A 19,836-nucleotide genomic window follows, 5' to 3' on the forward strand; every position below is an offset into this window, starting at 1 on the left:
AGCACTGGCAGAGGCATAAGCCTCTGCCCTGGAGAACATTATGCGATTTCAAACATTCAAGAAGCCGGTGGATTACGCCATTGCCGGATTCTGCATTCTGATCATGACCTCCCTGGTCTTCTGTGTTGTCTGGCAAGTCTTCAGCCGTTACGTCATGAATCAACCCAGTACTTTTACCGACGAAATCGCCCGCTTCGCGATGATTTGGGTCGGGCTTCTGGGAGCTGCATACACCACCGGTCTGCAGAAACATCTCGCCATCGACTTGTTCAGCAGTCGTTTTGCAGGGCGCAGTCAATACGTCAGCGTATTGTTCATCAATCTGTGCATTTTAGCGTTTGCCGCCAGCGCCATGATCTGGGGTGGCTGGACGTTAGTGGCCAAGGTTTATAGCACAGGCCAGGTTTCACCGGCCATGCAAATGCCCATGGCTTACGTTTACGGTGTCCTGCCAATCAGCGGCAGTATCATCAGTTATTACAGCCTGTTATTTATTCTGGATGCGGCGATAGATCTGCTTACTCAGCCAAAACCGGTTGAGGAGGGTTGCTAATGGATTGGTCAATTACACTGGTCATGTTCGGGTCTTTCTTCGTGCTGGTCTTTCTGGGTGTGCCCATCTCTTTTTCTATTGGTCTGGCTTCACTGGCTGCAGGCTTTATGATGCTGCCGGTAGAAACCATTCTGGCAGTGGTGGGGCAGAAAATGGCCACGGGTCTGGATAGTTTTTCACTACTGGCCATTCCATTTTTTATCCTCGCTGGCATTTTGATGAACAGTGGCGGAATTGCCCTACGGCTGATCAATTTTTCTCAAGTATTGGTCGGTCGCATGCCTGGTTCCCTGGGGCATGTTAATGTTCTTGCCAACATGTTTTTTGGGTCAATATCCGGTTCTGCGGTGGCGGCTGCAGCGGCCGTCGGTGGCACTATGTCACCACTGCAAAAGAAAGCCGGTTACGACCCCGCCTATTCAGCCGCAGTGAACGTAACCTCCTGTATCACCGGGTTGCTGATACCACCTTCCAACGTACTGATCGTTTATGCTCTGACAGCCGGTGGCATCTCAGTAGCCACCCTGTTCATGGCTGGTTATCTGCCTGGCATGTTGATGGGACTTTCACTGATGGCAGTCGGTACCGTTATTGCCCGTAAACGCGGCTATCCGGTTTCTGAGAAACCTACGCCACGCATGGTATTGGCTGCGTTTATTGATGCGGTGCCAAGCCTGCTGCTGGTGATCGTGGTAATGGGTGGCATCCTTGGTGGCGTGTTTACCGCGACCGAAGCATCAGCAATTGCCGTGGTATATACATTTATCCTGTCAGTATTGATTTATCGGGAAGTGAAATTCAAAGACCTGCCCGGCATCATGCTTGAAGCAGTGGTCACCACGTCTATCGTTTTGCTGCTGATCGGCATATCAGTCGGCATGTCCTGGATCATGACCAATGCAGACATCCCCTACGCCATCGCCGATGCGTTGATGAGTGTTTCTGAAAACCCCTTCGTCATTCTCATGATCATTAATGTGATCCTGCTGGTAGTCGGTGTTTTCATGGACATGACTCCGGCAGTACTGATCTTCACTCCTATCTTTCTGCCCATTGTCACGCAGCTCGGTGTCAATCCCGTGCATTTTGGCATCATGATGGTGGTCAATCTTTGCATTGGTCTGTGCACTCCACCCGTTGGCAGCGCTCTGTTTGTCGGCTGCTCAGTATCCGGCGTGAAAGTTCAGGAGTTGATCCGGCCAATGATGCCATTTTTTCTCGCATTATTGGTCACCCTGATTGCCATCACCTATATTCCACAAATCAGCCTGTTTTTACCTGGTCTATTTGGGATGCACTAACAGCCATCAAGGCATGATGCAGAAGAGTGCAGGCTAGATCCTCCTGCCTCTTCCTGCTATTTTCACCTATAATGCCGGTGTCTCAGCCTGTCAGCTGGACCGGCAACGTTAACAGGCTAATGACTCACACAAACACAGATAATCGAAAGGGATTTGTGAGCCCTTGCAACACCCGGCAATCTCATGCGGTTACGCCAGTTTTAAGGGGCACAACATTCTGTTCACGAGGAATACATGGTTACCATAGAACCTAAAAGGCTTTATCAGAAAGTCGCCAGTAATCTGAAGACACGGATCCTGAACCAGGAATATAACATTGGTGATCGTCTACCGGCAGAACGGCTGCTGGCTGAAGAAATGGCTGTCAGCCGAACGGTTGTCAGAGAGGCCATCATCATGCTTGAGGTTGAAGGCATGGTAGAAGTGATCAAGGGTTCGGGTATCCATGTAGTATCCAATACTTCCCGCTATGAGCCGCACGAACCTGAAACAACATCCGGGCAGGATGCATTGATGACAGCCGGCCCATTTGAGCTGTTACAGGCACGCCAGCTAATTGAAAGCAACATCGCAGAATTTGCCGCGACCCAGGTGACCAAGCAGGATGTCATGGAGCTGATGAGAATCCAGGAACTGTCCCGCAAAGAAGACCGTGCCCGAGATTCCGAATGGGATAAGCTGTTTCACATTCAGGTGGCAAAAGCGACACAAAATTCAGTGCTGGTAAGCGTGATCGAACAGATGTGGTCCTATCGGGAACAAAACCCCTACTGGCGCAAACTCCATGAGCACATTGAAGACAAAGACATGGATAGCTGGTGCCACGATCACGATCTGGTACTGAAAGCACTGTTGCGCAAAGATCCGGAAGCAGCCAAAACTGCCATGTGGCAACACCTGGAAAACACCAAAGAAATGTTGTTCAAAGCCAGTACATTTGATGACGATATGGAGAATGACCGCTTCTTGTTTTCGGATAACCCAGTGATACATCTGAGCAGTCAAAAACGCCAAAACTGAAGATCAACAGACATCAGCACTCACTCAACACCTCTGTTCGAGCCAGGCCAACCAGAATAATTCATACCAATGTATGGGAATTTGGACCCATATATTTATGTTATGGTTAATACCTCAAACATTTGCAGAAATAATAAAATTACCGTTATGCAAATGATTTGCAATAAGCCTATCAGATTCGGCTGTCTGCTTAGTGTCTTATAAGAAAATCGATCAGATTAATCCAATTCAAAATTCGACTTACAAAATTTCGAACAGGACAAATATTACTCTGTCGAAAATATTTCCAACATACCAGTAATGGAGTTACACCATGCAAAAACAAGCTCTGATATTTCTGACATCTGCCATTGTTGCATCCACATCCATAGGCGCCCAGGCAGTGGACCGGGTAACCTACACCGCCGACAAATCCACTCGCGGTACGACTGTTACCATTCCAGAATCCAAGGTCAAAGAACTATGCGGTGATCAGGATGGCTGCAAGGTCAGGTTGGCAATGTATGACTGGGACGGATTGCGCCGCCACGCTTCCCGGGAAACATTGTTTTTCTACAACCCTGACAACAGAAACTGGCGTGACTCGGCAGGAGACACCTCAGGCACCTCCAGCAACAATGGCACCCAGCACGTCGAACAAGCCTGGGCTTGTTACTTTACTGACGGGAAGTATCAAAGCTGGACCAACCTGGGCGATGTCGATGGCAATTTCGGACTATTGTCATGGGATCAATATAATGCCACCTGCGAAATCACACTGATCGATTGAGTGATGATTACAATGCTGTGAGATGACATCACCAACAGACCCGGCTGTGTCTGACCGATATGACCGGGTCAAAAAAGGAGCCGATTATGGGCGCGGTAAAAATTTACATGGTCAGTGCTGCTGTCATTTTTGGCATGTTCTTATTCTGGTACCGCCCAGTATCACAAATGCCCCAAGATCAGATATTGCGAAACAACAGCAAAGAAACCTCCAGCCCATCCAAGCCATCACCAAATTCGACTATAGCTTTCACTTCGACCATACAAGATCAGGCGCACTCTAGCCCGGCCCCCAGACAAAATCCTACTATCACAGAAACCGAATCCCCCGAACCACAACCGATACCGGCTGATCCCAATAGCACGGACCCTTACCTGCCTGCAACGGGTGAACATGCCGATGAAGTCAATCTGGCTGTAACTCCCTGTACCGACTCATGTGCCGGAGCAGAAACAATTACTGTGCAGGCAGACGGATACTTTGCCGGGCAAGTCAATGCCAAAGGCTTGCGGGAGCGAGCATTACTTGATGGCGCCATCGATCCAAATGCCGATCTCGGCATCCCCTTAACGGACCAAAGCGACACCCCTCCTCCACCCACTGGGTTGGGTGAATATATCGTCATTGATGACTTGTGATACCGGCTTCAATGAACGGAAGCTGCAAACAGCGATTCAATCTGATCCAGCATATGCCGGGAACTGTAGTAGTCCAGCCTGAAAGTATCTGGTCCCATTGCATACAACTGATCATTCCTGATCGCTGATACATGTGATAAAAAAGGATTCTGCCTTAGCTGGTCAATCATGGTTTCGTCTGCAGCAAACAGCAACAACGAAGCGCCATTCAGGCCATCGGCAAACTTTTCACCTGACAACTGAACAATATCATGGCGCTTACCCTGACTCTCATTTCCACGTACAGATTGGGGAATATCGGCGAGAGTAAACCCAAGATCTTTCAGTAGCCGCCCCTGCGCAGACTCCTCAGTCCATACATTAGCACCACTGCCATCCTCATAATACACCAGCGCCGTACTCGGTTGTGGCGGTAACTGTATTGCCTGATGCACACGCCTAACCCGTTGATCATAAGCTCGGACCAGCTCATCGGCATCTTGTTCGTGACCGGAGATTTCACCAAACAGGCGGGCCAGTTGCTGCCAGCTTTTATCATCGTAACTGACGACCATGGTCGGAGCCACTGACGCCAGCTGGTCATAAAGCTTTAGCGCCGAATCACCGCCAGTAGCGGCGATAATAATCAGATCGGGATTCACGCTAACAATGGCTTCAGCATTGGGCTCCATTTGATACAGCGGCTTGACTCCACGCGCGTGTGCAACCGTTGACCACTGCCGGAAAAATCCGCTCTGATCTGCGACGGCAGTATTGGCATTAGTACCACCACTGGCGATCACTGGGGCGTTGACCGCCAATAGGGATCCAGTCAATGTAACACTGGTTGAGACAATTCGATGAGGCGGTTGGTGCAAAGTAACCTCTCCCGCAACGGTCGAAAAAGTCCGCGGCCAACCCTCAATATCAGTCTCGGGTAATGCAGAGTGTTTATCCTCACTCGCAGAATGGCAAGCGGTGAGCAACCAGACAAGACATAACACAGTGAGCTGGCCGATAGGTAGCATTACTGTCCTTTCGGCACGGATGATCGTGTTTAATATAAACAACTTAATTTAACTCCCTATCGATAATGTTCTGAGACAGAAAAACGCGTCGAGGAATCGCCCAATTGTTCTTTAAAAGTACCGTGAACAGATTCAACGTAAACATGGCACGCATAAAATTTCTGCATTTCTTTTCTTTATTTTAATGAGAATGATTCTTATAATCATTAAAAATATTATGAACAGGAGCTGTTTGTGGATATTCTCGCCTCTTCGTCACACCTGGATCTCACCAAAACCCTCGCTAATGATCCCACCACCTTGCTGTTCATGTCAGAGCATCGAAAGGTGAGAACCTCTGGCGCAATTTCACGCATTGAAACCCCAGCGGAAGGTGGATTCTACCAAGACAGTCCGTTACAAATGGCCATTGCAGAAGCATTTCAAAGGGCCCGGGATCTGGGTCAGAAGAACCCGATTGTGATTGGCGCAATTCCGTTTGATGTTTCACAACCCTCTGCTCTGATCGTTCCGGAATGGTACGAATTCATGCCGCACTTAGCGGTTAATACCCACCAACCGGTCAAACTCGAACCTCTGATGGTCAGCGAGTATCGTTATCAACCCAACCGAACCGACTTCAAAAATATCGTCAGCGAGGCAGTCCAACGATTACAACACGGGCAACTGGACAAGGTGGTACTGTCGCGCATCCTGGAACTGGAGCTGGATCAGAACGTGGATTGCAGTGCCATCCTGCAAAATCTCATGACCCAAAACCCTGCGGCATACCAATTTCATATCCCACTCAGCAATAACAACACCCTGATTGGTGCCAGCCCGGAACTATTGGTTCGCAAACAGAAGCACAGCATCATAACCAATCCTCTGGCCGGTACCTGCAAGCGCCTGGCAGATCCACAACAGGACCATCTTAATGCTCAGCGGTTATGGCAGTCAGCCAAAGATCAACATGAACACCGTCTGGTCATCAATACCTTACGGGCTCAGCTGAGTCCGCTGTGTAAGCAACTGGATATTCCCACCCAGCCGGAACTGATACAAACCTCCAATCTCTGGCATCTCTCCACCCGGATTCAGGCCACCCTCAAAGAACCGGCCACCACTGCATTGCAAATGGCCAGTCTACTACACCCAACGCCCGCGTTATGTGGCTCACCAGCTGTGACGGCCAAACAACTGATTGATGCACTGGAGCCCCATGACCGAGGCCTGTTCAGTGGTATTGTCGGCTGGTGCGATAGCGAAGGTAACGGTGAATGGGCGGTCACGATTCGCTGCGGCCTGGTTCAGGCAAAACGGATTCGCTTGTTTGCAGGGGCCGGTATCGTTGCAAACTCAGACCCGGAATCGGAGTGGCAGGAGACCCGTGCCAAACTAGACACCATGCTGAATGCTTTCAATATTGGCAACGGAGAATGACCCATGCCTATCACCTTCACTCCCTGGCCAGACCAATTTGCACAACGCTATCGAGACAAGGGTTATTGGATTGATCAACCATTGACCGATATTCTGAACCACGGTCATGAAGACCATACAGCCATTATCTCGGCAGACAAAAATTACACCTATTCTGAACTGCGTTATTACGCCCAGCGTCTGGCCCGCCAATTCCTTAAACGGGGTGTGCGCCGAGGTGACACCGCAATCATTCAATTGCCGAATGAAGCTGATTTCTATGTCGCCTACTTCGCTGTTTTGTATGCCGGCATCGTACCGGTTAACGCGCTGTTCAGTCATAACCGCCATGAACTTCTGGCGTATGCCCAACAGCTCCAGCCACGATTGCTGATCGCATCGGGCCAGCATCCACTGTTCACGGATGCAACATTTATTCAGGAAATGACAGTAACAGCCCCAGCACTGACAACTGTGATGATTGATGGCAGCACTGATTTCGCAGAAGATCTGCAAGCTCTGTTGCATGAGGATTACAGCGTATCAGAACCACTACCCGAGCCAACCGCAGCCGATCAAGTAGCGTTTTTTCAATTGTCCGGCGGCAGTACTGGCACACCTAAACTGATTCCGCGTACCCACAACGATTACTATTACAGCATTCGCCAAAGTGTAGAGTTGTGTGGTGTCACCGCCGCAACTGTTTATCTGTGCGCCTTGCCAGCGGGCCACAACTATCCCATGAGTTCACCTGGCGCACTGGGTATCTTTTTTGCCGGAGGTACAGTCGTCATGGCCAGCAGCCCGGATGCCTGTTGTTGTTTTGATCTGATCCACCAACACCAGGTCAATATGACTGCATTGGTTCCACCTGCGGTGGCTTTGTGGTTACAGGCCGCACCGGATCAGCGCGATAAACTCAGCAGCTTAAAATTATTACAGGTTGGCGGTGCCAAACTCAGTGAAACCCTCGCACGACGTATTCCGGCAGAACTGGGATGTCAGTTACAGCAGGTACTGGGCATGGCCGAAGGACTGGTGAACTACACGCGTCTGACAGATCCGGACGAACTCGTATACGGCACCCAGGGCTGCCCGATGTCAGCTGATGATGAAGTACGCATCTTGGGCGAAGATGGTCAACCGGTCGCTGATGGCGAAATCGGCGAACTCACAACCCGCGGCCCCTACACCATTCGGGGTTACTACAACGCCCCGGAACACAACGCCAGGGTTTTTGATGCCGACGGTTTTTACCATTCCGGTGATCTGGTGCGTCGCGACAACCGTGGCTATCTACAAGTGGTCGGTCGGGACAAGGATCAAATCAACCGGGGTGGTGAAAAAATCGCCGCTGAAGAAGTGGAAAACCTACTGCTAAAACATACTGCCATCACGCATGCTGCACTGGTGGCTATGCCCGATGACAATATGGGTGAAAAAAGTTGTGCCTTTTTGGTTCTTCAAATGGGTTATGACGCTCCCAAAGCCATCGTCCTACGTAAATATCTACGCAGTCAGGGTATTGCTGAATACAAACTGCCTGATCACTTTGAGTTCATTGACCAGCTGCCACTCACCCATGTTGGCAAACCGGACAAAGTCCGCTTACGGGCAATGATCGAAGCAAAACAGCAATCACCGCATCGCGATACAAAAACAACCCCTGAAGCATAAAGAGTAGTTTTCGTCCAACATGACCATAAACCATGTTTTAGAAACGACCTCATGCCATCGAACACAGACCAACAGAATAACTTAAGGAGTTCTCATGTCTATTCCCTCACTTACTGATTATGTCATGCCGACAACGGAATCACTGCCAACCAATAAGGTCAGCTGGTCACTGGAACCTGCCAAAGCGGTGCTGTTGATTCACGATATGCAGGATTATTTTTTAAAATTCTATCCTCAAGACTCCGCCCTGATCAGGCAATTAATCGACAATATCAGCACCCTGAAAACATTTTGTCGCGAACACGAAATACCCGTGGTGTACACCGCCCAGCCGGACAAGCAATCCCCCAAGGACAGAGCATTGCTCAATGATATGTGGGGGGCGGGTGTCAATGACCATGCCAAGATGAAAAAAATCTGCTCTGCACTGACACCCGATCCTCAGGATACGGTATTGGTTAAATGGCGTTACAGTGCGTTTCAACGCTCCAATCTGGAAAACATGATGCAAGAGCTGGATCGGGACCAACTGATCATTTGCGGTATCTATGGTCATATTGGTTGCATGATAACGGCAGTGGATGCATTTATGCGCGATATCAAACCATTTATGGTTGCCGATGCCGTCGCCGACTTCAGCGAAAAAGACCATCATATGGCACTCAATTATGTCGCCACCCGTGCCGGTACCGTGGTCAATACAGCAACCATTGTCGAAACCACCAGACCACATCCGCAATTAACCCTGGCTCAGCTTAAGGCCCAACTGTTATCCGTCATTGACGAAAATGAGGATGATTTTGACGCCGATGAAAACCTGGTCGATTACGGGCTCGACTCCGTACAAGTGATGAGCATGATTAATGACTGGCGCAAACAGGGTATTGAGATCAACTTTGCCGAGCTGGCCAAAACCCCCAGCCTGAATGCCTGGTGGAAACTGATCGGCGACAAACAGGCTGGGTAATGATGACGGAACTGGATTTCAGTGGCCACAGCGTCTGGGTAACCGGTGCCGGACGCGGTATTGGATTAGCGACTGCACAGCGTTTTGCCGCACTGGGTGCTGTCGTGACTGGCCTGGACCGCAATTTTGACCGGGCGAATAAATACCCGTTTGATTGTTATTCTGTAGATCTCAGTGATGCGGATCAGGTGGCCGCGGAATGCAATGCCATCCTATCTCAGCAACCTCACATTCACAGCCTGATCAATGCTGCCGGCATTCTCCATACCGGGGCCACGGAAGATATCTCCAGACAGGCCTGGCAGGATTGTTTTAATGTCAATGTCGGCGCAGCGTTCAACCTGTTTCAGCAACTGATCCCACAATTCAAACAGCAACGCAGTGGCAATATTGTCACGGTCAGTTCCAACGCCGCACACGTTCCAAGGATGCAGATGTCAGCTTACTGTGCCTCCAAGGCTGCACTGACCAGTCTGAATCACTGTGTAGCCCTGGAACTCGCCAACCACAACGTTCGTTGTAATGTGGTATCGCCCGGATCGACGGATACCGATATGCAACGCTCTCTGTGGCATACAGCTGATGCCAGACAACAAACCATCAACGGCTTTCCGGATCAATACAAACTGGGCATTCCGCTCGGCAAAATTGCAACTGCGAATGAGATTGCCAACACAATTGTGTTTCTGGCATCAGATATGGCCAGTCACATCACCCTGCAGGATATTATCGTGGATGGTGGCGCTACGTTTTATCGATAAGGATTTGGTTGAGAGGTCAAGATCAGCAAACACGCCCTATAGGCCCGAATGCACCCTTTCATGCGATCTACGGTCTGAAACAAGGAACTCTCATTTCCAAGGCCTCATGAGTCACTAAAACGCTGATAATATGGACGAGAAGTGTGTTACATGATGGATGAGTGCCACTGGGGTGGCCTGCTGGCCACCCCCTATCAGTTACCTGGCTTACTGATTGTACTGCCAGAATTTATGCAACAGTTCTGTTTTTCGGTCATCGAAAATACTGCCACCGCTACCATCACCCCAGGTACCCCATTGGTCCTTGGCTGTAATCGGATCATATTTGGTTTTGATCCAGCCGTAGGTATCTGCAGATTCAGGGTTGATGGACCAGTAACAGGCATGAATATTGTTATCCATCATGTAGTTAACAAATTTATGCTGCCATTGGGCATCGACATTCGTCTTAATATGGGACCACTGATCTTTGGTGGCCTGAGAGGATTTACTCATCGGCCAATCCATGTTGCCGCCAAATTCACCTACAACCACCGCATAACCCTGATCTCTCAGGAAACCAAAATGCTGATGCCAGCTTTTACGCATCTTGTTGGAATCAATCACGATGTTACAGTCTTTGGCGGCTGCTTCATCACCTTCCAGACCTTCACATTCAGGCTGTGCCGGATCCATAAAATGGGCCTGAACATGCACCGATGGACCATAAGTGTGCGGTGCCAGCACCAACCGGTCTTTTGGAATGTTCAGAGGATCAGAAACAAATCCATAAAGACTTTCACCCCAGTTGGGCCTGAACTCTTCTGACGGGCCAAACTCACTCTTGGTGCCAATACCTTCAACAAACACCAGAAGATCATTGTTCACTGAACTAATGGCACCATAGGCTTTCTCTGCCAGGGTACTCCATTCGCTCCAGGTGTAATCCCATGGTTCATTGAAAATATCGATACCGATAACATTGTCGACATTCAGTTCGGTAGGTAACTGAGCCAGTTTTTGCAAGTCAGTCAACCATTTATCTTCATCATAGGCCCGCACATTCATGGTCACAGTACGACCATCTTTCAGAGTGACCTGTTTGCCCTGATCCGCTGTGTTACAGGACCATTCTTCACGGGTAAACTCATAGCCGACCCGGTCTGCATCAGTCCATGGTGGCGCAGCGTCAAGACGACCCGCACGCCAGCCCACATAGCTGGAGCATGAATGCATATCCAACAATACTTTGATGTCGTATTTATTGGCGGTCACCAAAAACTCCTGCAAACCATCCAGAGCATTTTCCTGCTGTACACTCGGATGATTTTTCAATGCTCCGCCATTTTTCTGAGAAGCATCTCCCATACCTTGCGGGTCTGTTGGATTAAGTGTCTCTGGTGAAACCGGCAACCGGACCATGTTGATCCCCATGGCTTTGATTTCCTGCATATCGCTATCCAGCGAGCGGCCTGACCCCTGACCTCCGTTAAACCACCACATGTTACCAATGTACAACTCCATGGAAGCACCATCGGCATTATTATTTCCGTTCTTGGGTTCCTGCTGACCTTCCAGGCCAAACCAGTTACCACAACGCAACGGCATAACCTGGCCATCCTCAGTGATATCGCCATTCTGGTCTACACGGAATTTTCCTGGCAAAGATGTGCTGTTATTGACCGGTGTTACCACGGGGTAATTGTCTTCCCATTCACTGGCATAATCTCCCGAGACAGTATCGTTCGGGTCTTTATCGCCATTGTCTGATCCACCGTTGTCTGATCCGCCGTTATCGGAACCGCCATTGTCAGATCCACCGTTATCGGAACCACCATTGTCAGACCCACCGTTGTCTGACCCACCGTTATCGGAACCACCATTGTCAGACCCACCGTTATCGGATCCACCGTTATCGGATCCGCCGTTGTCAGATCCACCGTTGTCAGAACCGCCGTTGTCTGATCCACCGTTGTCTGATCCACCGTTATCGGATCCACCGTTGTCAGAACCGCCGTTGTCTGACCCACCGTTGTCAGAACCGCCGTTGTCTGATCCACCGTTGTCAGAACCGCCGTTATCAGATCCGCCGTTGTCTGATCCACCGTTGTCTGATCCACCGTTATCGGATCCACCGTTATCGGATCCACCGTTGTCAGAACCGCCGTTGTCTGATCCACCGTTATTGGAACCGCCGTTATCGGAGCCCCCGTTGTCAGATCCACCATTATCGGACCCGGAACCATCACTGGCATTACCGCCATCGGTATTGTCTGTATCAGTGACCGGACCACCGTTACTACCATTGGCAGAGTCGGTTCCACGATCGATGCTGACATCACATGCACTCAATGCCAATGAGATCAAGGCAATTGAAGTACTCAAGCCAATTTTTTTAAATCTGATTCCCATGCTTTCCTCGTTATCAAAAGACTTTTAAAGCAGATTTCTTACTACGCAAACCGGTTGATAATTTCGTACTCACACATCGCTATCAGCGAAGACATCATGACAGAATTTTCATCATTCAGAAGGACACAATCATATTCCGATCTGCATCCTGATGCTGTTGAACAAAACCCGGACAGCTGACCACACCACCGTGTGGTACAGCTAAACTCCGTCATAGGAAATTACCTGAACCAATTTATTGCTTTTCATAAACACTGTGTTTCTATTTAAAGCCAAATCCATTTTTGATAGAACCGGATTTTTTCCAAATCGATAAGCCTGTCACTTATCCATTAGTCAGAACTGATAAACATGTCACCTTTCGTTTTACAAAACGCTCGGGACTTTTTAAAAACACAACAAAAAACCAGATACCAAAAGATTACCATCAAAACAAAAAATCATTTTTTATGACGCATGGATCACACCAAAACTAAAACAAAGTATCATTATTGCCCGTGATAATAATTATCATCAAAACAACATAACGATATCCTCCTCACAAAACACCATTATCCGACCAAACTAAAACGATATTTTTCGAGCCAAGGCGCAGAATTGCCGCTTATTTGAGATTTTTCGTTAGCCTTGTCACAGCAAACGATAAAGGCAAAAATGTCGATGTGGATTTGTAAAGACTTTCAGGGAGCCATCCGCCCAGGCCCTATTCAAACGGTGGTTAAACGATTAACCCGGCAATCAAACAGATCGCTCTGATCATGTTGATAATTACCGGGTTCAGACTAATCAATCAGCTTGTTATGCTCATCAAAGAACGGGTAAGGCCCCTGAGTTTTTCCTGTTTTGTCGATATAACTTATGTGGCTAACAATACTTTCCGGGGCCAGCTTAAACAGCTGAATCGCCGGTGCTTCCAACGAAAAACTGGAGGGTGCATCCACACGTAGATCCAGGGTAACCGCGTGGCTATGGGAAGGTCCTATCCAAACCGGCAGGCCATGCCAGGTACCATAGATCGGCCGATGCAAATGCCCCACCACCACCCCCTTCACCTGCGGATGATGACGCACCACGCTCCAAAGTTCGTCATCATTCAGCAGTTTTTGCACATCCATATGTTGTAGTCCCACATCCATGGGTGGGTGATGAACAAACAACAACGTTGGACAAGCGGACGACGCTACCAGGCGATCCGCCAACCACCTCAACGAGGTCTCTGTCAGATGCCCATGAGGTTTCCCAGGCACAGAGGAATCCAGTCCGATCAACAGGTAGTCACCTGCTGGCTGCACAAAATGACAATAGTCATCATGATCAAAGGTCACAAAGCCGGTGAATGCCTCGCGCAATGCTGTTCGCTGATCATGATTCCCCGGAATAACCTTCACCGGCATGGCCAGCTGTTTTAATTCAGGTACCAGTACTGAGTACTCATCAGGCCTGCCAAAATCGCCCAGATCTCCCGTCACAACCACCCAGTCCGGCCGAGGCTGCAAGGCATTAATGTGCGCAACAGCCGCTCGTAGACATTGGAGGGTATCGACTTTTTTATACGCTATTTTGCCGCCTTTCTTGATATGGAGATCCGTCAGTTGTGCGATTAACATGACACACTCCCAACTGACTGCATCGGCAACATCACCAGGCGAGAAGCCGGAATCACCAGCCCAACAGTTTCCCCTTGCTGATAGGCCCGGCGCTCAAAACAGTCCACATAGATGCAATCCGCTACCCCGGATACCTCAACCAAAAGGCGTGTCCGGTCCCCCAAAAAAACACTTTGCGTCACACTTCCCCGAAGTGTCGCTTCCGCACAATCGATGATGCGAATATCTTCTGGACGGGCCATACACTGGATCGACGCACCATCACTTAAGGTACCGCTCTTCAATGCAGGCCATAAGGATTGTGGTAATGGCATCGACTGCTGATCGAAACATAGATGCTGACCATTCAGTTGCCCTGAGAAATGATTCATGTGGCCAATGAAATTGGCCACAAATGCACTGTTGGGTGCTTGATAGATCTCTTGCGCTGAGCCAATCTGAACAATGTCACCGTGGTCCAGAACGGCAATCCGGTCCCCCATCGCCATCGCTTCTTCCTGATCGTGGGTCACATAAACGGCCGTGATTCCCAAACGCTTCAACAGAGCATTGATGTCTGTGCGCAAACGCTTTTTCAAAAATGCATCCAGCGCTGATAAAGGTTCATCGAGTAACAATACTTCCGGCTCTGTGATGATGGCGCGTGCCAGGGCGACACGCTGACGCTGCCCACCAGAAAGCTGGTCAATGTGTCGATGGGCATAAGGTTGCAGATCAAATAAGGTGAGCATTTCTTCAATCTTTTGCGCCCGGACCGCCTTGCTTTCACCACGTACACGCAAACCATAACCAATATTTTCACTGACGTTCATATTGGGAAATAGCGCGTAGGATTGAAAGACCATCCCCACCCGGCGCTGCTCAATGGTGATCTTGGTAACATCACGATCACCAAATAAAATCTGCCCACCTGGATCACAAAACTCCAGCCCCGCTATCAATCGCAAGGTCGTTGTTTTACCGCAACCAGACGGTCCGAGCAGGACAAGAATTTCGCCTTTTTCGATATACAAATCCTGCGGTTTTAAGGCAACAGTGCCATCTGCAAACGTTTTTTGAACGTGTTTCAAAGTAATGGCCACACTGGCCTGAGCGTTATTCATTGGACACCAAAATGGTTGTATCTGGGTAAGTTGTTATCATCCTAATTCATACATTCAGGATGTTATCTGCATTATGATCGGCACCGCCATGGGCATTAAAAGACGGATGAGTCCCGTCATTTAGGGCTCGCCCTCGCCCGCCTGCTTTAGAGTTTTTTTGGGTTTACGGTTAAACCATTGCGCCGCCACTAATAATGGCAAAATCATGACCAGGAAAATCAGGGTATAAGCGGAACTTACTTCCAGACGCATGGACGCATAGGAATCAGCCAGCCCAACCGGCAGTGTTTTGGTCAGCGGAGTATGCAGCATCCAGGTCAGATTGAATTCGCCCGCCGATAGCGTCAGCGTCATCAACACACCACTGATGATGCCGGTCTTGCAGTTCGGCACAATGACATGAAAAAAGCGCTGCCAGAAACCTGCCCCAAGACTGGCTGCTCCTTCTTCCAAAATACGGAAATTAATACTCTGCAGTACCGCCAGAACCGACTTGACCATAAACGGCAAAGTAAACACCACATGCCCGATCAGGATGAAATACCAACTCATGCGCAACGCACTGAATCCGCCATAAACAGACAACAACCCCAACGCAATGGCCATCCCGGGAACGGCTATCGGTAAGGTGAGGCATTCGTCCAGCCAGGCCGAAAAGCGGCTGCGGGTTCGCGCCAGGTAATAGGCGCACGGGACCCCTGCGCACAAATTCACCAGCGTGGTCGCCAGTGCAATCCATAAGGTCAGCCAGATGGTGTCTGAATACAGATCCCATACCTGAGTCAGCCAGCGCAACGTGAAACCACTGGAGATACCGACAAAGTAATTATTGGTCAGGCCGGCGGTTATCGACATCAGCACCGGTACAATCAAAAATGCACACACCAGCAAGGTAAAGCTCAGTTGCAGGTAGAAAACGATGCCTTTTTTCATATCAGCCCCCCATCGCCAGCGACGTGCCACCTTGGCGTCGGGCAATGGCCAGGCATAACCAGGTCATCAACCCCAACAGCAGGCTTAACGCCGCCGCCATGGCAAAGTTGGCATTGAGGGTAAACTCACTGTAGATCGTCATAGGCAATACATTCAGATCCGTCGCCAGTGTAAATGCAGTACCGAATGCCCCCATGGAGGTTGCAAAGCAAATCGAGCCGGATGAAATCAAACCCGGCATCAGTGCCGGCAAGGTAATGTCACGCAACATCTGCCAGCGATTGGCCCCTAACGAGCGACCGGCTTCAATCAGGTTGAGATCGAGTTTCTCGGCTGCGCCCATAACCGTTAACACCACACGAGGAATGGAAAAATACAGATAACCCACAAACAAACCTGAAATGGAATAGGCAAACGTCCAGCGTTCACCTGCCAGCGCCAATCCCAGCTCAGCAAATAAACCTTGCCGGCCAGCGAGCATGATGACAAAGAAACCGATCACCACACCGGGAAACACCAGAGGAAAACCCAGCATTGCCACCAATATCGCTTTTCCGGGAAATTCATGGCGCGTCAAAAACAACCCCACCACCGTGGCGATGGTCAGACTTGCCAGCGTCACCGTGACGGATAACCACAACGTTGACCATAAACTTTCAAGGTAAATCGGTTTGGTGAGAATGTACCAATAGCTGATCCCCTGCTCAGAGATGGATAACCACAAAAGCATCATCATTGGCAGAACAAAGAAAGTCACACAAATGATCAATGCGGGAATCATCAAAAAAACATACGGACGTTTATGCGTCATAAGACAAATTCGCAACCCAAAACAGTCAAGATAGAAATGACCCTGGAATTGTGCTCCAGGGCCAAATGCGGTTCCTTAGCGAACTTCGTTCATATAACGCTCGGCAAATCCGTTTTGCACTTCAGCCATTTTTCCAAAATCCACGGTTGCCGCTCGTGCGTACTCTGATGCCGGCAAAAACTTCTTCTGAATGTCATCCGTCATCGCCGATGTGATAACCGGACGCAGATACGCTTCAGCCCACAAGCGCTGGCCTTTATCAGACAACACAAAATCCAGCACCTTGTGGCCGTTTTCAGGATGCGGCGAATTCTTCACCGCACTCATGACATAAGGTACAACCAGCGAACCTTCTTTCGGAATCACAAACTCAACGTTTGCGCCGTCTTTGTATTTCGCACGGTAGGCATTGAAGTCATAGTCCAGAAGAATAGGAATCTCACCCGAGATCACGCGCGCGTATGCAGTTTGCTTGGGCACAATAGGACGATTCTTAGACAGCGCTTTGAAGTAGTTGATCGCTGGGGAAAAATCATCCGTGTTACCACCCATCGCCTGATTGACAGCTACTGCGCTGGCATAACCCACAAATGCACTGGTTGGATCAAGATAACCGATCATGCCTTTGTATTCCGGCTTCAACAGATCCGCCCAGGATTGCGGCACCGGACGACCATCGAGCGCATCTTTGTTCACAAAAAAACCAATGGTTCCGGAGTGAATCGCAAACCAGCGACCATCCGGATCTTTTAATCCACGGGGTATCTGATCCCAGTTTTTAGGCTTATAAGGAGCAACAACATCTTTTTCCGCCGCCTTAATACCAAACGACACACCGTAGTAAACAACGTCAGCCACCGGGCTGTTTTTTTCTGCCAGCAATTGAGACAGAGACTGACCAGAGTTCTTGTTGTCCATCGGAATAGAAATACCCAGATCCTGTTTGATCAGTTGCAACTGACCTCCCCAGTTGGCCCATTCTGGTGGACAGTTATAGCAAATCGCATCCGCTGCGTAAGAAACACCGCCGCTTAAACCTAATGACAGCAAAGCCACTCTGGCCGCTTGTTTAATGACATTCATAACACTCTCCTGCTAGTGATCAAGATATTCGCTGATAGATGATTGGGCTTTAGCTACCGTGCCCGAAAAATGCGGCTGGTAATCAAGTTGTCGGGCAGAGGGCAAGGCATTCTTACACTTTGCGTTGAACAACAGATCAACAGCGCACAATCCCATGTCGCGATGAGGTACTTGTATCGACGCCAATGGCGGTGACACAATCTGCCCCAAAGCCATGCCGTCAAACCCCACCACAGACACATCGCCGGGTACGCTGACACCCTTTGAAGTGAGATGGTTAATGAGCTTGAGGGCTAATAAATCGTTACTGCAAAACCATGCCGTCGGTGCCGACGATGATTCCAGCCAAGTGGCCTGTATGGCGTTAAATGGCGCCATTGAATAGGGATCTACTTCTACCAGTTGCGAGGTCAGATTGGCGGTTTCGTTAAGACAATCGATAAACCCCTGATAGCGTTGTTGGGCGCGGTCAGACGATAAAAAACGCCCGGCCACCACCCCAAATTGGAGATGTTCAAGTGTGAGCAAGTGAGCGGCAACGTCCCACCCCGCCTGATAGTTATCAACATACACACAAGGTTCATCGGCTGACTGGTTATGAACCAGACAAAAAGGAAACTGGAACTCTCGCAACAACGACAACGCTTCGTTATCCGCCACTGACGAGGTTGTCAGGATAACGCCGGCGACGCGCTGTCGTATCAAGTCAACAATCGCCTGCTTCTCACGGCTGCGCTCATATTGGGTGTCCACGACGATGACGGAATACCCAAAATGGCGTGCCCGGGTTTGGATACCCGCAACAATTTCAGAAAACACCGGATTCAACAGACTGGGAATCATTACCCCAATCGTCGGATTGTGATTCCACTCCATGGGTTTAGTGACTTGATGAGCGCTGTAGCCTGTCAACCGGACTACTTTTTCGATACGGGCACGGGTTCGTGTGTTGATTGGCCCGGTATTATTTAAGCATCGCGACACGGTTGCCGGAGAAACACCTGCTAACGCCGCCACATCTTTAATATTCATCACCCCTCCCCTTCCAATGCAGCGCAATATAAAAATTAAAGATGAAGGATTTGTGACTAAAAATGTGGCTTAAGGGCAAACTAACACGAATTTAAATGCAAGATATCGTCATTTTCTTGAATTTTCCTACATGAAACATAATTGTTTCATCGTTAGAAACCACCCCTGAGGCGAACAAAAAATAATCAATATTTTTTGTAACAAGCAATTCTGACAAATGATCACCATGACCTGCGACTTAAGATTCCTTAGAATTCACCCAAACCCGCGATGGACATTTCTCATGCTACGATTTTTTGTGTTCATACTAACGATATTGATTGGCCTACCCGCATGGGCCGAAGCGACACTGGTGAAGGTAGATAAATCCGAGCAGCGTATGACGCTGTTTGAGGGTGACCAGATTATCGCAAGCTACCATATTGCCCTTGGCGGCAACCCAAAGGGTCATAAACAACAGGAAGGCGATGAAAAAACACCGGAAGGGAATTATGTCCTGGACTATCTCAAGGAGGATTCGGCCTATCACAAAGCCATGCATATTTCCTACCCTAACCAGACTGATCAGCGCAACGCCAAGGCTCGTGGTGTATCCCCGGGCGGTTTTATTATGATACATGGCCAGCGTAATGGCCTGGGCTGGCTATCAGGCATCGTTCAACGATTCAACTGGACCGACGGCTGTATTGCTCTAACAAACAAAGAGATGGATGAGTTCGTAGCACTGGTGCCCATCGGTACACCGATCAGGATAGACTGGTAAACCACCCTGACCGGAAAAA

18 protein-coding genes are annotated in these 19,836 nt (G+C 49.3%); 10 read left to right on the top strand and 8 right to left on the bottom strand.

Annotation, left to right across the window (positions count from 1 at the left end):
- The first annotated feature begins 40 nt into the window (after positions 1 to 40).
- The 5 genes from ACQY6I_RS21065 (at position 41) to ACQY6I_RS21085 (ending at position 4,281) form a co-directional block, all read left to right on the top strand.
- Positions 41 to 553: a TRAP transporter small permease gene (locus tag ACQY6I_RS21065; RefSeq protein WP_428243488.1), complete on the top strand. Its 513-nt coding sequence runs from the start codon at positions 41 to 43 to the stop codon at positions 551 to 553.
- Positions 553 to 1,854, top strand: coding sequence for a TRAP transporter large permease (locus tag ACQY6I_RS21070; protein ID WP_428243489.1), 1,302 nt, complete (start codon positions 553 to 555; stop codon positions 1,852 to 1,854). Before ACQY6I_RS21065 ends, ACQY6I_RS21070 begins: the two co-directional genes overlap by 1 nt.
- Before the next feature lie 234 nt (positions 1,855 to 2,088).
- A complete protein-coding gene (exuR, locus tag ACQY6I_RS21075; protein WP_428243490.1) occupies positions 2,089 to 2,874 on the top strand; it encodes a transcriptional regulator ExuR in 786 nt (261 codons plus the stop codon).
- 313 nt (positions 2,875 to 3,187) lie between these two features.
- Positions 3,188 to 3,643 carry a hypothetical protein gene (locus tag ACQY6I_RS21080; protein ID WP_428243491.1) on the top strand — a complete coding sequence of 152 codons (456 nt, stop codon included), beginning with the start codon at positions 3,188 to 3,190 and terminating at the stop codon, positions 3,641 to 3,643.
- 86 nt (positions 3,644 to 3,729) lie between these two features.
- Entirely contained in the window at positions 3,730 to 4,281 is a 552-nt protein-coding gene (locus tag ACQY6I_RS21085; RefSeq protein ID WP_428243492.1) for a hypothetical protein, read from the top strand.
- Between the two features lie 8 nt (positions 4,282 to 4,289).
- On the opposite strand, the gene fepB is transcribed toward ACQY6I_RS21085, so the two are convergent.
- Positions 4,290 to 5,288 (bottom strand): Fe2+-enterobactin ABC transporter substrate-binding protein, encoded by a 999-nt coding sequence (gene fepB, locus ACQY6I_RS21090; protein WP_428243532.1) that lies wholly within the window; start codon positions 5,286 to 5,288, stop codon positions 4,290 to 4,292.
- A gap of 234 nt (positions 5,289 to 5,522) precedes the next feature.
- Here fepB and ACQY6I_RS21095 point away from each other — a divergent pair, with 234 nt between their 5' ends.
- The 4 genes from ACQY6I_RS21095 to dhbA all read left to right on the top strand — a co-directional run bounded on the left by ACQY6I_RS21095 (position 5,523) and on the right by dhbA (position 10,094).
- Positions 5,523 to 6,710 (top strand): isochorismate synthase, encoded by a 1,188-nt coding sequence (locus ACQY6I_RS21095; protein WP_428243493.1) that lies wholly within the window; start codon positions 5,523 to 5,525, stop codon positions 6,708 to 6,710.
- A gap of 3 nt (positions 6,711 to 6,713) precedes the next feature.
- The gene (locus tag ACQY6I_RS21100; protein WP_428243494.1) at positions 6,714 to 8,366 is read left to right on the top strand and encodes a (2,3-dihydroxybenzoyl)adenylate synthase; all 1,653 of its coding nucleotides are present in this window, start codon (positions 6,714 to 6,716) and stop codon (positions 8,364 to 8,366) included.
- Positions 8,367 to 8,460: 94 nt separating this feature from the next.
- A complete protein-coding gene (locus tag ACQY6I_RS21105; protein WP_428243495.1) occupies positions 8,461 to 9,333 on the top strand; it encodes an isochorismatase family protein in 873 nt (290 codons plus the stop codon).
- Positions 9,333 to 10,094 carry a 2,3-dihydro-2,3-dihydroxybenzoate dehydrogenase gene (dhbA, locus tag ACQY6I_RS21110; RefSeq protein ID WP_428243496.1) on the top strand — a complete coding sequence of 254 codons (762 nt, stop codon included), beginning with the start codon at positions 9,333 to 9,335 and terminating at the stop codon, positions 10,092 to 10,094. Before ACQY6I_RS21105 ends, dhbA begins: the two co-directional genes overlap by 1 nt.
- Positions 10,095 to 10,301: 207 nt before the next feature.
- On the opposite strand, the gene ACQY6I_RS21115 is transcribed toward dhbA, so the two are convergent.
- From ACQY6I_RS21115 to ACQY6I_RS21145, 7 genes are all read right to left on the bottom strand, one after another.
- On the bottom strand, positions 10,302 to 12,485 hold the full coding sequence (locus ACQY6I_RS21115) for a cellulase family glycosylhydrolase (RefSeq protein ID WP_428243497.1): 2,184 nt from the start codon (positions 12,483 to 12,485) through the stop codon (positions 10,302 to 10,304).
- Positions 12,486 to 13,267: 782 nt separating this feature from the next.
- A complete protein-coding gene (locus ACQY6I_RS21120; RefSeq protein ID WP_428243498.1) occupies positions 13,268 to 14,092 on the bottom strand; it encodes a phosphodiesterase in 825 nt (274 codons plus the stop codon).
- Positions 14,086 to 15,195, bottom strand: a complete 1,110-nt coding sequence (locus ACQY6I_RS21125; RefSeq protein ID WP_428243499.1) for an ABC transporter ATP-binding protein — start codon at positions 15,193 to 15,195, stop codon at positions 14,086 to 14,088. Before ACQY6I_RS21125 ends, ACQY6I_RS21120 begins: the two co-directional genes overlap by 7 nt.
- Positions 15,196 to 15,315: 120 nt before the next feature.
- Positions 15,316 to 16,128 carry an ABC transporter permease gene (locus tag ACQY6I_RS21130; protein ID WP_428243500.1) on the bottom strand — a complete coding sequence of 271 codons (813 nt, stop codon included), beginning with the start codon at positions 16,126 to 16,128 and terminating at the stop codon, positions 15,316 to 15,318.
- Between the two features lies 1 nt (position 16,129).
- Positions 16,130 to 16,939: an ABC transporter permease gene (locus ACQY6I_RS21135; protein WP_428243501.1), complete on the bottom strand. Its 810-nt coding sequence runs from the start codon at positions 16,937 to 16,939 to the stop codon at positions 16,130 to 16,132.
- Between the two features lie 75 nt (positions 16,940 to 17,014).
- A complete protein-coding gene (locus tag ACQY6I_RS21140; protein ID WP_428243502.1) occupies positions 17,015 to 18,022 on the bottom strand; it encodes an ABC transporter substrate-binding protein in 1,008 nt (335 codons plus the stop codon).
- A gap of 12 nt (positions 18,023 to 18,034) precedes the next feature.
- Positions 18,035 to 19,054 (bottom strand): substrate-binding domain-containing protein, encoded by a 1,020-nt coding sequence (locus ACQY6I_RS21145; RefSeq protein WP_428243503.1) that lies wholly within the window; start codon positions 19,052 to 19,054, stop codon positions 18,035 to 18,037.
- Positions 19,055 to 19,337: 283 nt separating this feature from the next.
- Between ACQY6I_RS21145 and ACQY6I_RS21150 the strand changes: the two genes are divergently transcribed.
- A complete protein-coding gene (locus ACQY6I_RS21150; RefSeq protein WP_428243504.1) occupies positions 19,338 to 19,817 on the top strand; it encodes a L,D-transpeptidase family protein in 480 nt (159 codons plus the stop codon).
- Positions 19,818 to 19,836 lie beyond the last annotated feature (19 nt).

Source organism: Gynuella sp., assembly GCF_050297175.1.
Lineage (GTDB): Bacteria > Pseudomonadota > Gammaproteobacteria > Pseudomonadales > Natronospirillaceae > Gynuella.

Coding starts and splice junctions, on each gene's coding strand:
- ACQY6I_RS21065 (WP_428243488.1), top strand. CDS start 41: ATGCGATTTCAAACATTCAAGAAGCCGGTGGATTACGCCATTGCCGGA.
- ACQY6I_RS21070 (WP_428243489.1), top strand. CDS start 553: ATGGATTGGTCAATTACACTGGTCATGTTCGGGTCTTTCTTCGTGCTG.
- exuR (WP_428243490.1), top strand. CDS start 2,089: ATGGTTACCATAGAACCTAAAAGGCTTTATCAGAAAGTCGCCAGTAAT.
- ACQY6I_RS21080 (WP_428243491.1), top strand. CDS start 3,188: ATGCAAAAACAAGCTCTGATATTTCTGACATCTGCCATTGTTGCATCC.
- ACQY6I_RS21085 (WP_428243492.1), top strand. CDS start 3,730: ATGGGCGCGGTAAAAATTTACATGGTCAGTGCTGCTGTCATTTTTGGC.
- fepB (WP_428243532.1), bottom strand. CDS start 5,288: ATGCTACCTATCGGCCAGCTCACTGTGTTATGTCTTGTCTGGTTGCTC.
- ACQY6I_RS21100 (WP_428243494.1), top strand. CDS start 6,714: ATGCCTATCACCTTCACTCCCTGGCCAGACCAATTTGCACAACGCTAT.
- ACQY6I_RS21105 (WP_428243495.1), top strand. CDS start 8,461: ATGTCTATTCCCTCACTTACTGATTATGTCATGCCGACAACGGAATCA.
- dhbA (WP_428243496.1), top strand. CDS start 9,333: ATGATGACGGAACTGGATTTCAGTGGCCACAGCGTCTGGGTAACCGGT.
- ACQY6I_RS21115 (WP_428243497.1), bottom strand. CDS start 12,485: ATGGGAATCAGATTTAAAAAAATTGGCTTGAGTACTTCAATTGCCTTG.
- ACQY6I_RS21120 (WP_428243498.1), bottom strand. CDS start 14,092: ATGTTAATCGCACAACTGACGGATCTCCATATCAAGAAAGGCGGCAAA.
- ACQY6I_RS21125 (WP_428243499.1), bottom strand. CDS start 15,195: ATGAATAACGCTCAGGCCAGTGTGGCCATTACTTTGAAACACGTTCAA.
- ACQY6I_RS21130 (WP_428243500.1), bottom strand. CDS start 16,128: ATGAAAAAAGGCATCGTTTTCTACCTGCAACTGAGCTTTACCTTGCTG.
- ACQY6I_RS21135 (WP_428243501.1), bottom strand. CDS start 16,939: ATGACGCATAAACGTCCGTATGTTTTTTTGATGATTCCCGCATTGATC.
- ACQY6I_RS21140 (WP_428243502.1), bottom strand. CDS start 18,022: ATGAATGTCATTAAACAAGCGGCCAGAGTGGCTTTGCTGTCATTAGGT.
- ACQY6I_RS21145 (WP_428243503.1), bottom strand. CDS start 19,054: ATGAATATTAAAGATGTGGCGGCGTTAGCAGGTGTTTCTCCGGCAACC.
- ACQY6I_RS21150 (WP_428243504.1), top strand. CDS start 19,338: ATGCTACGATTTTTTGTGTTCATACTAACGATATTGATTGGCCTACCC.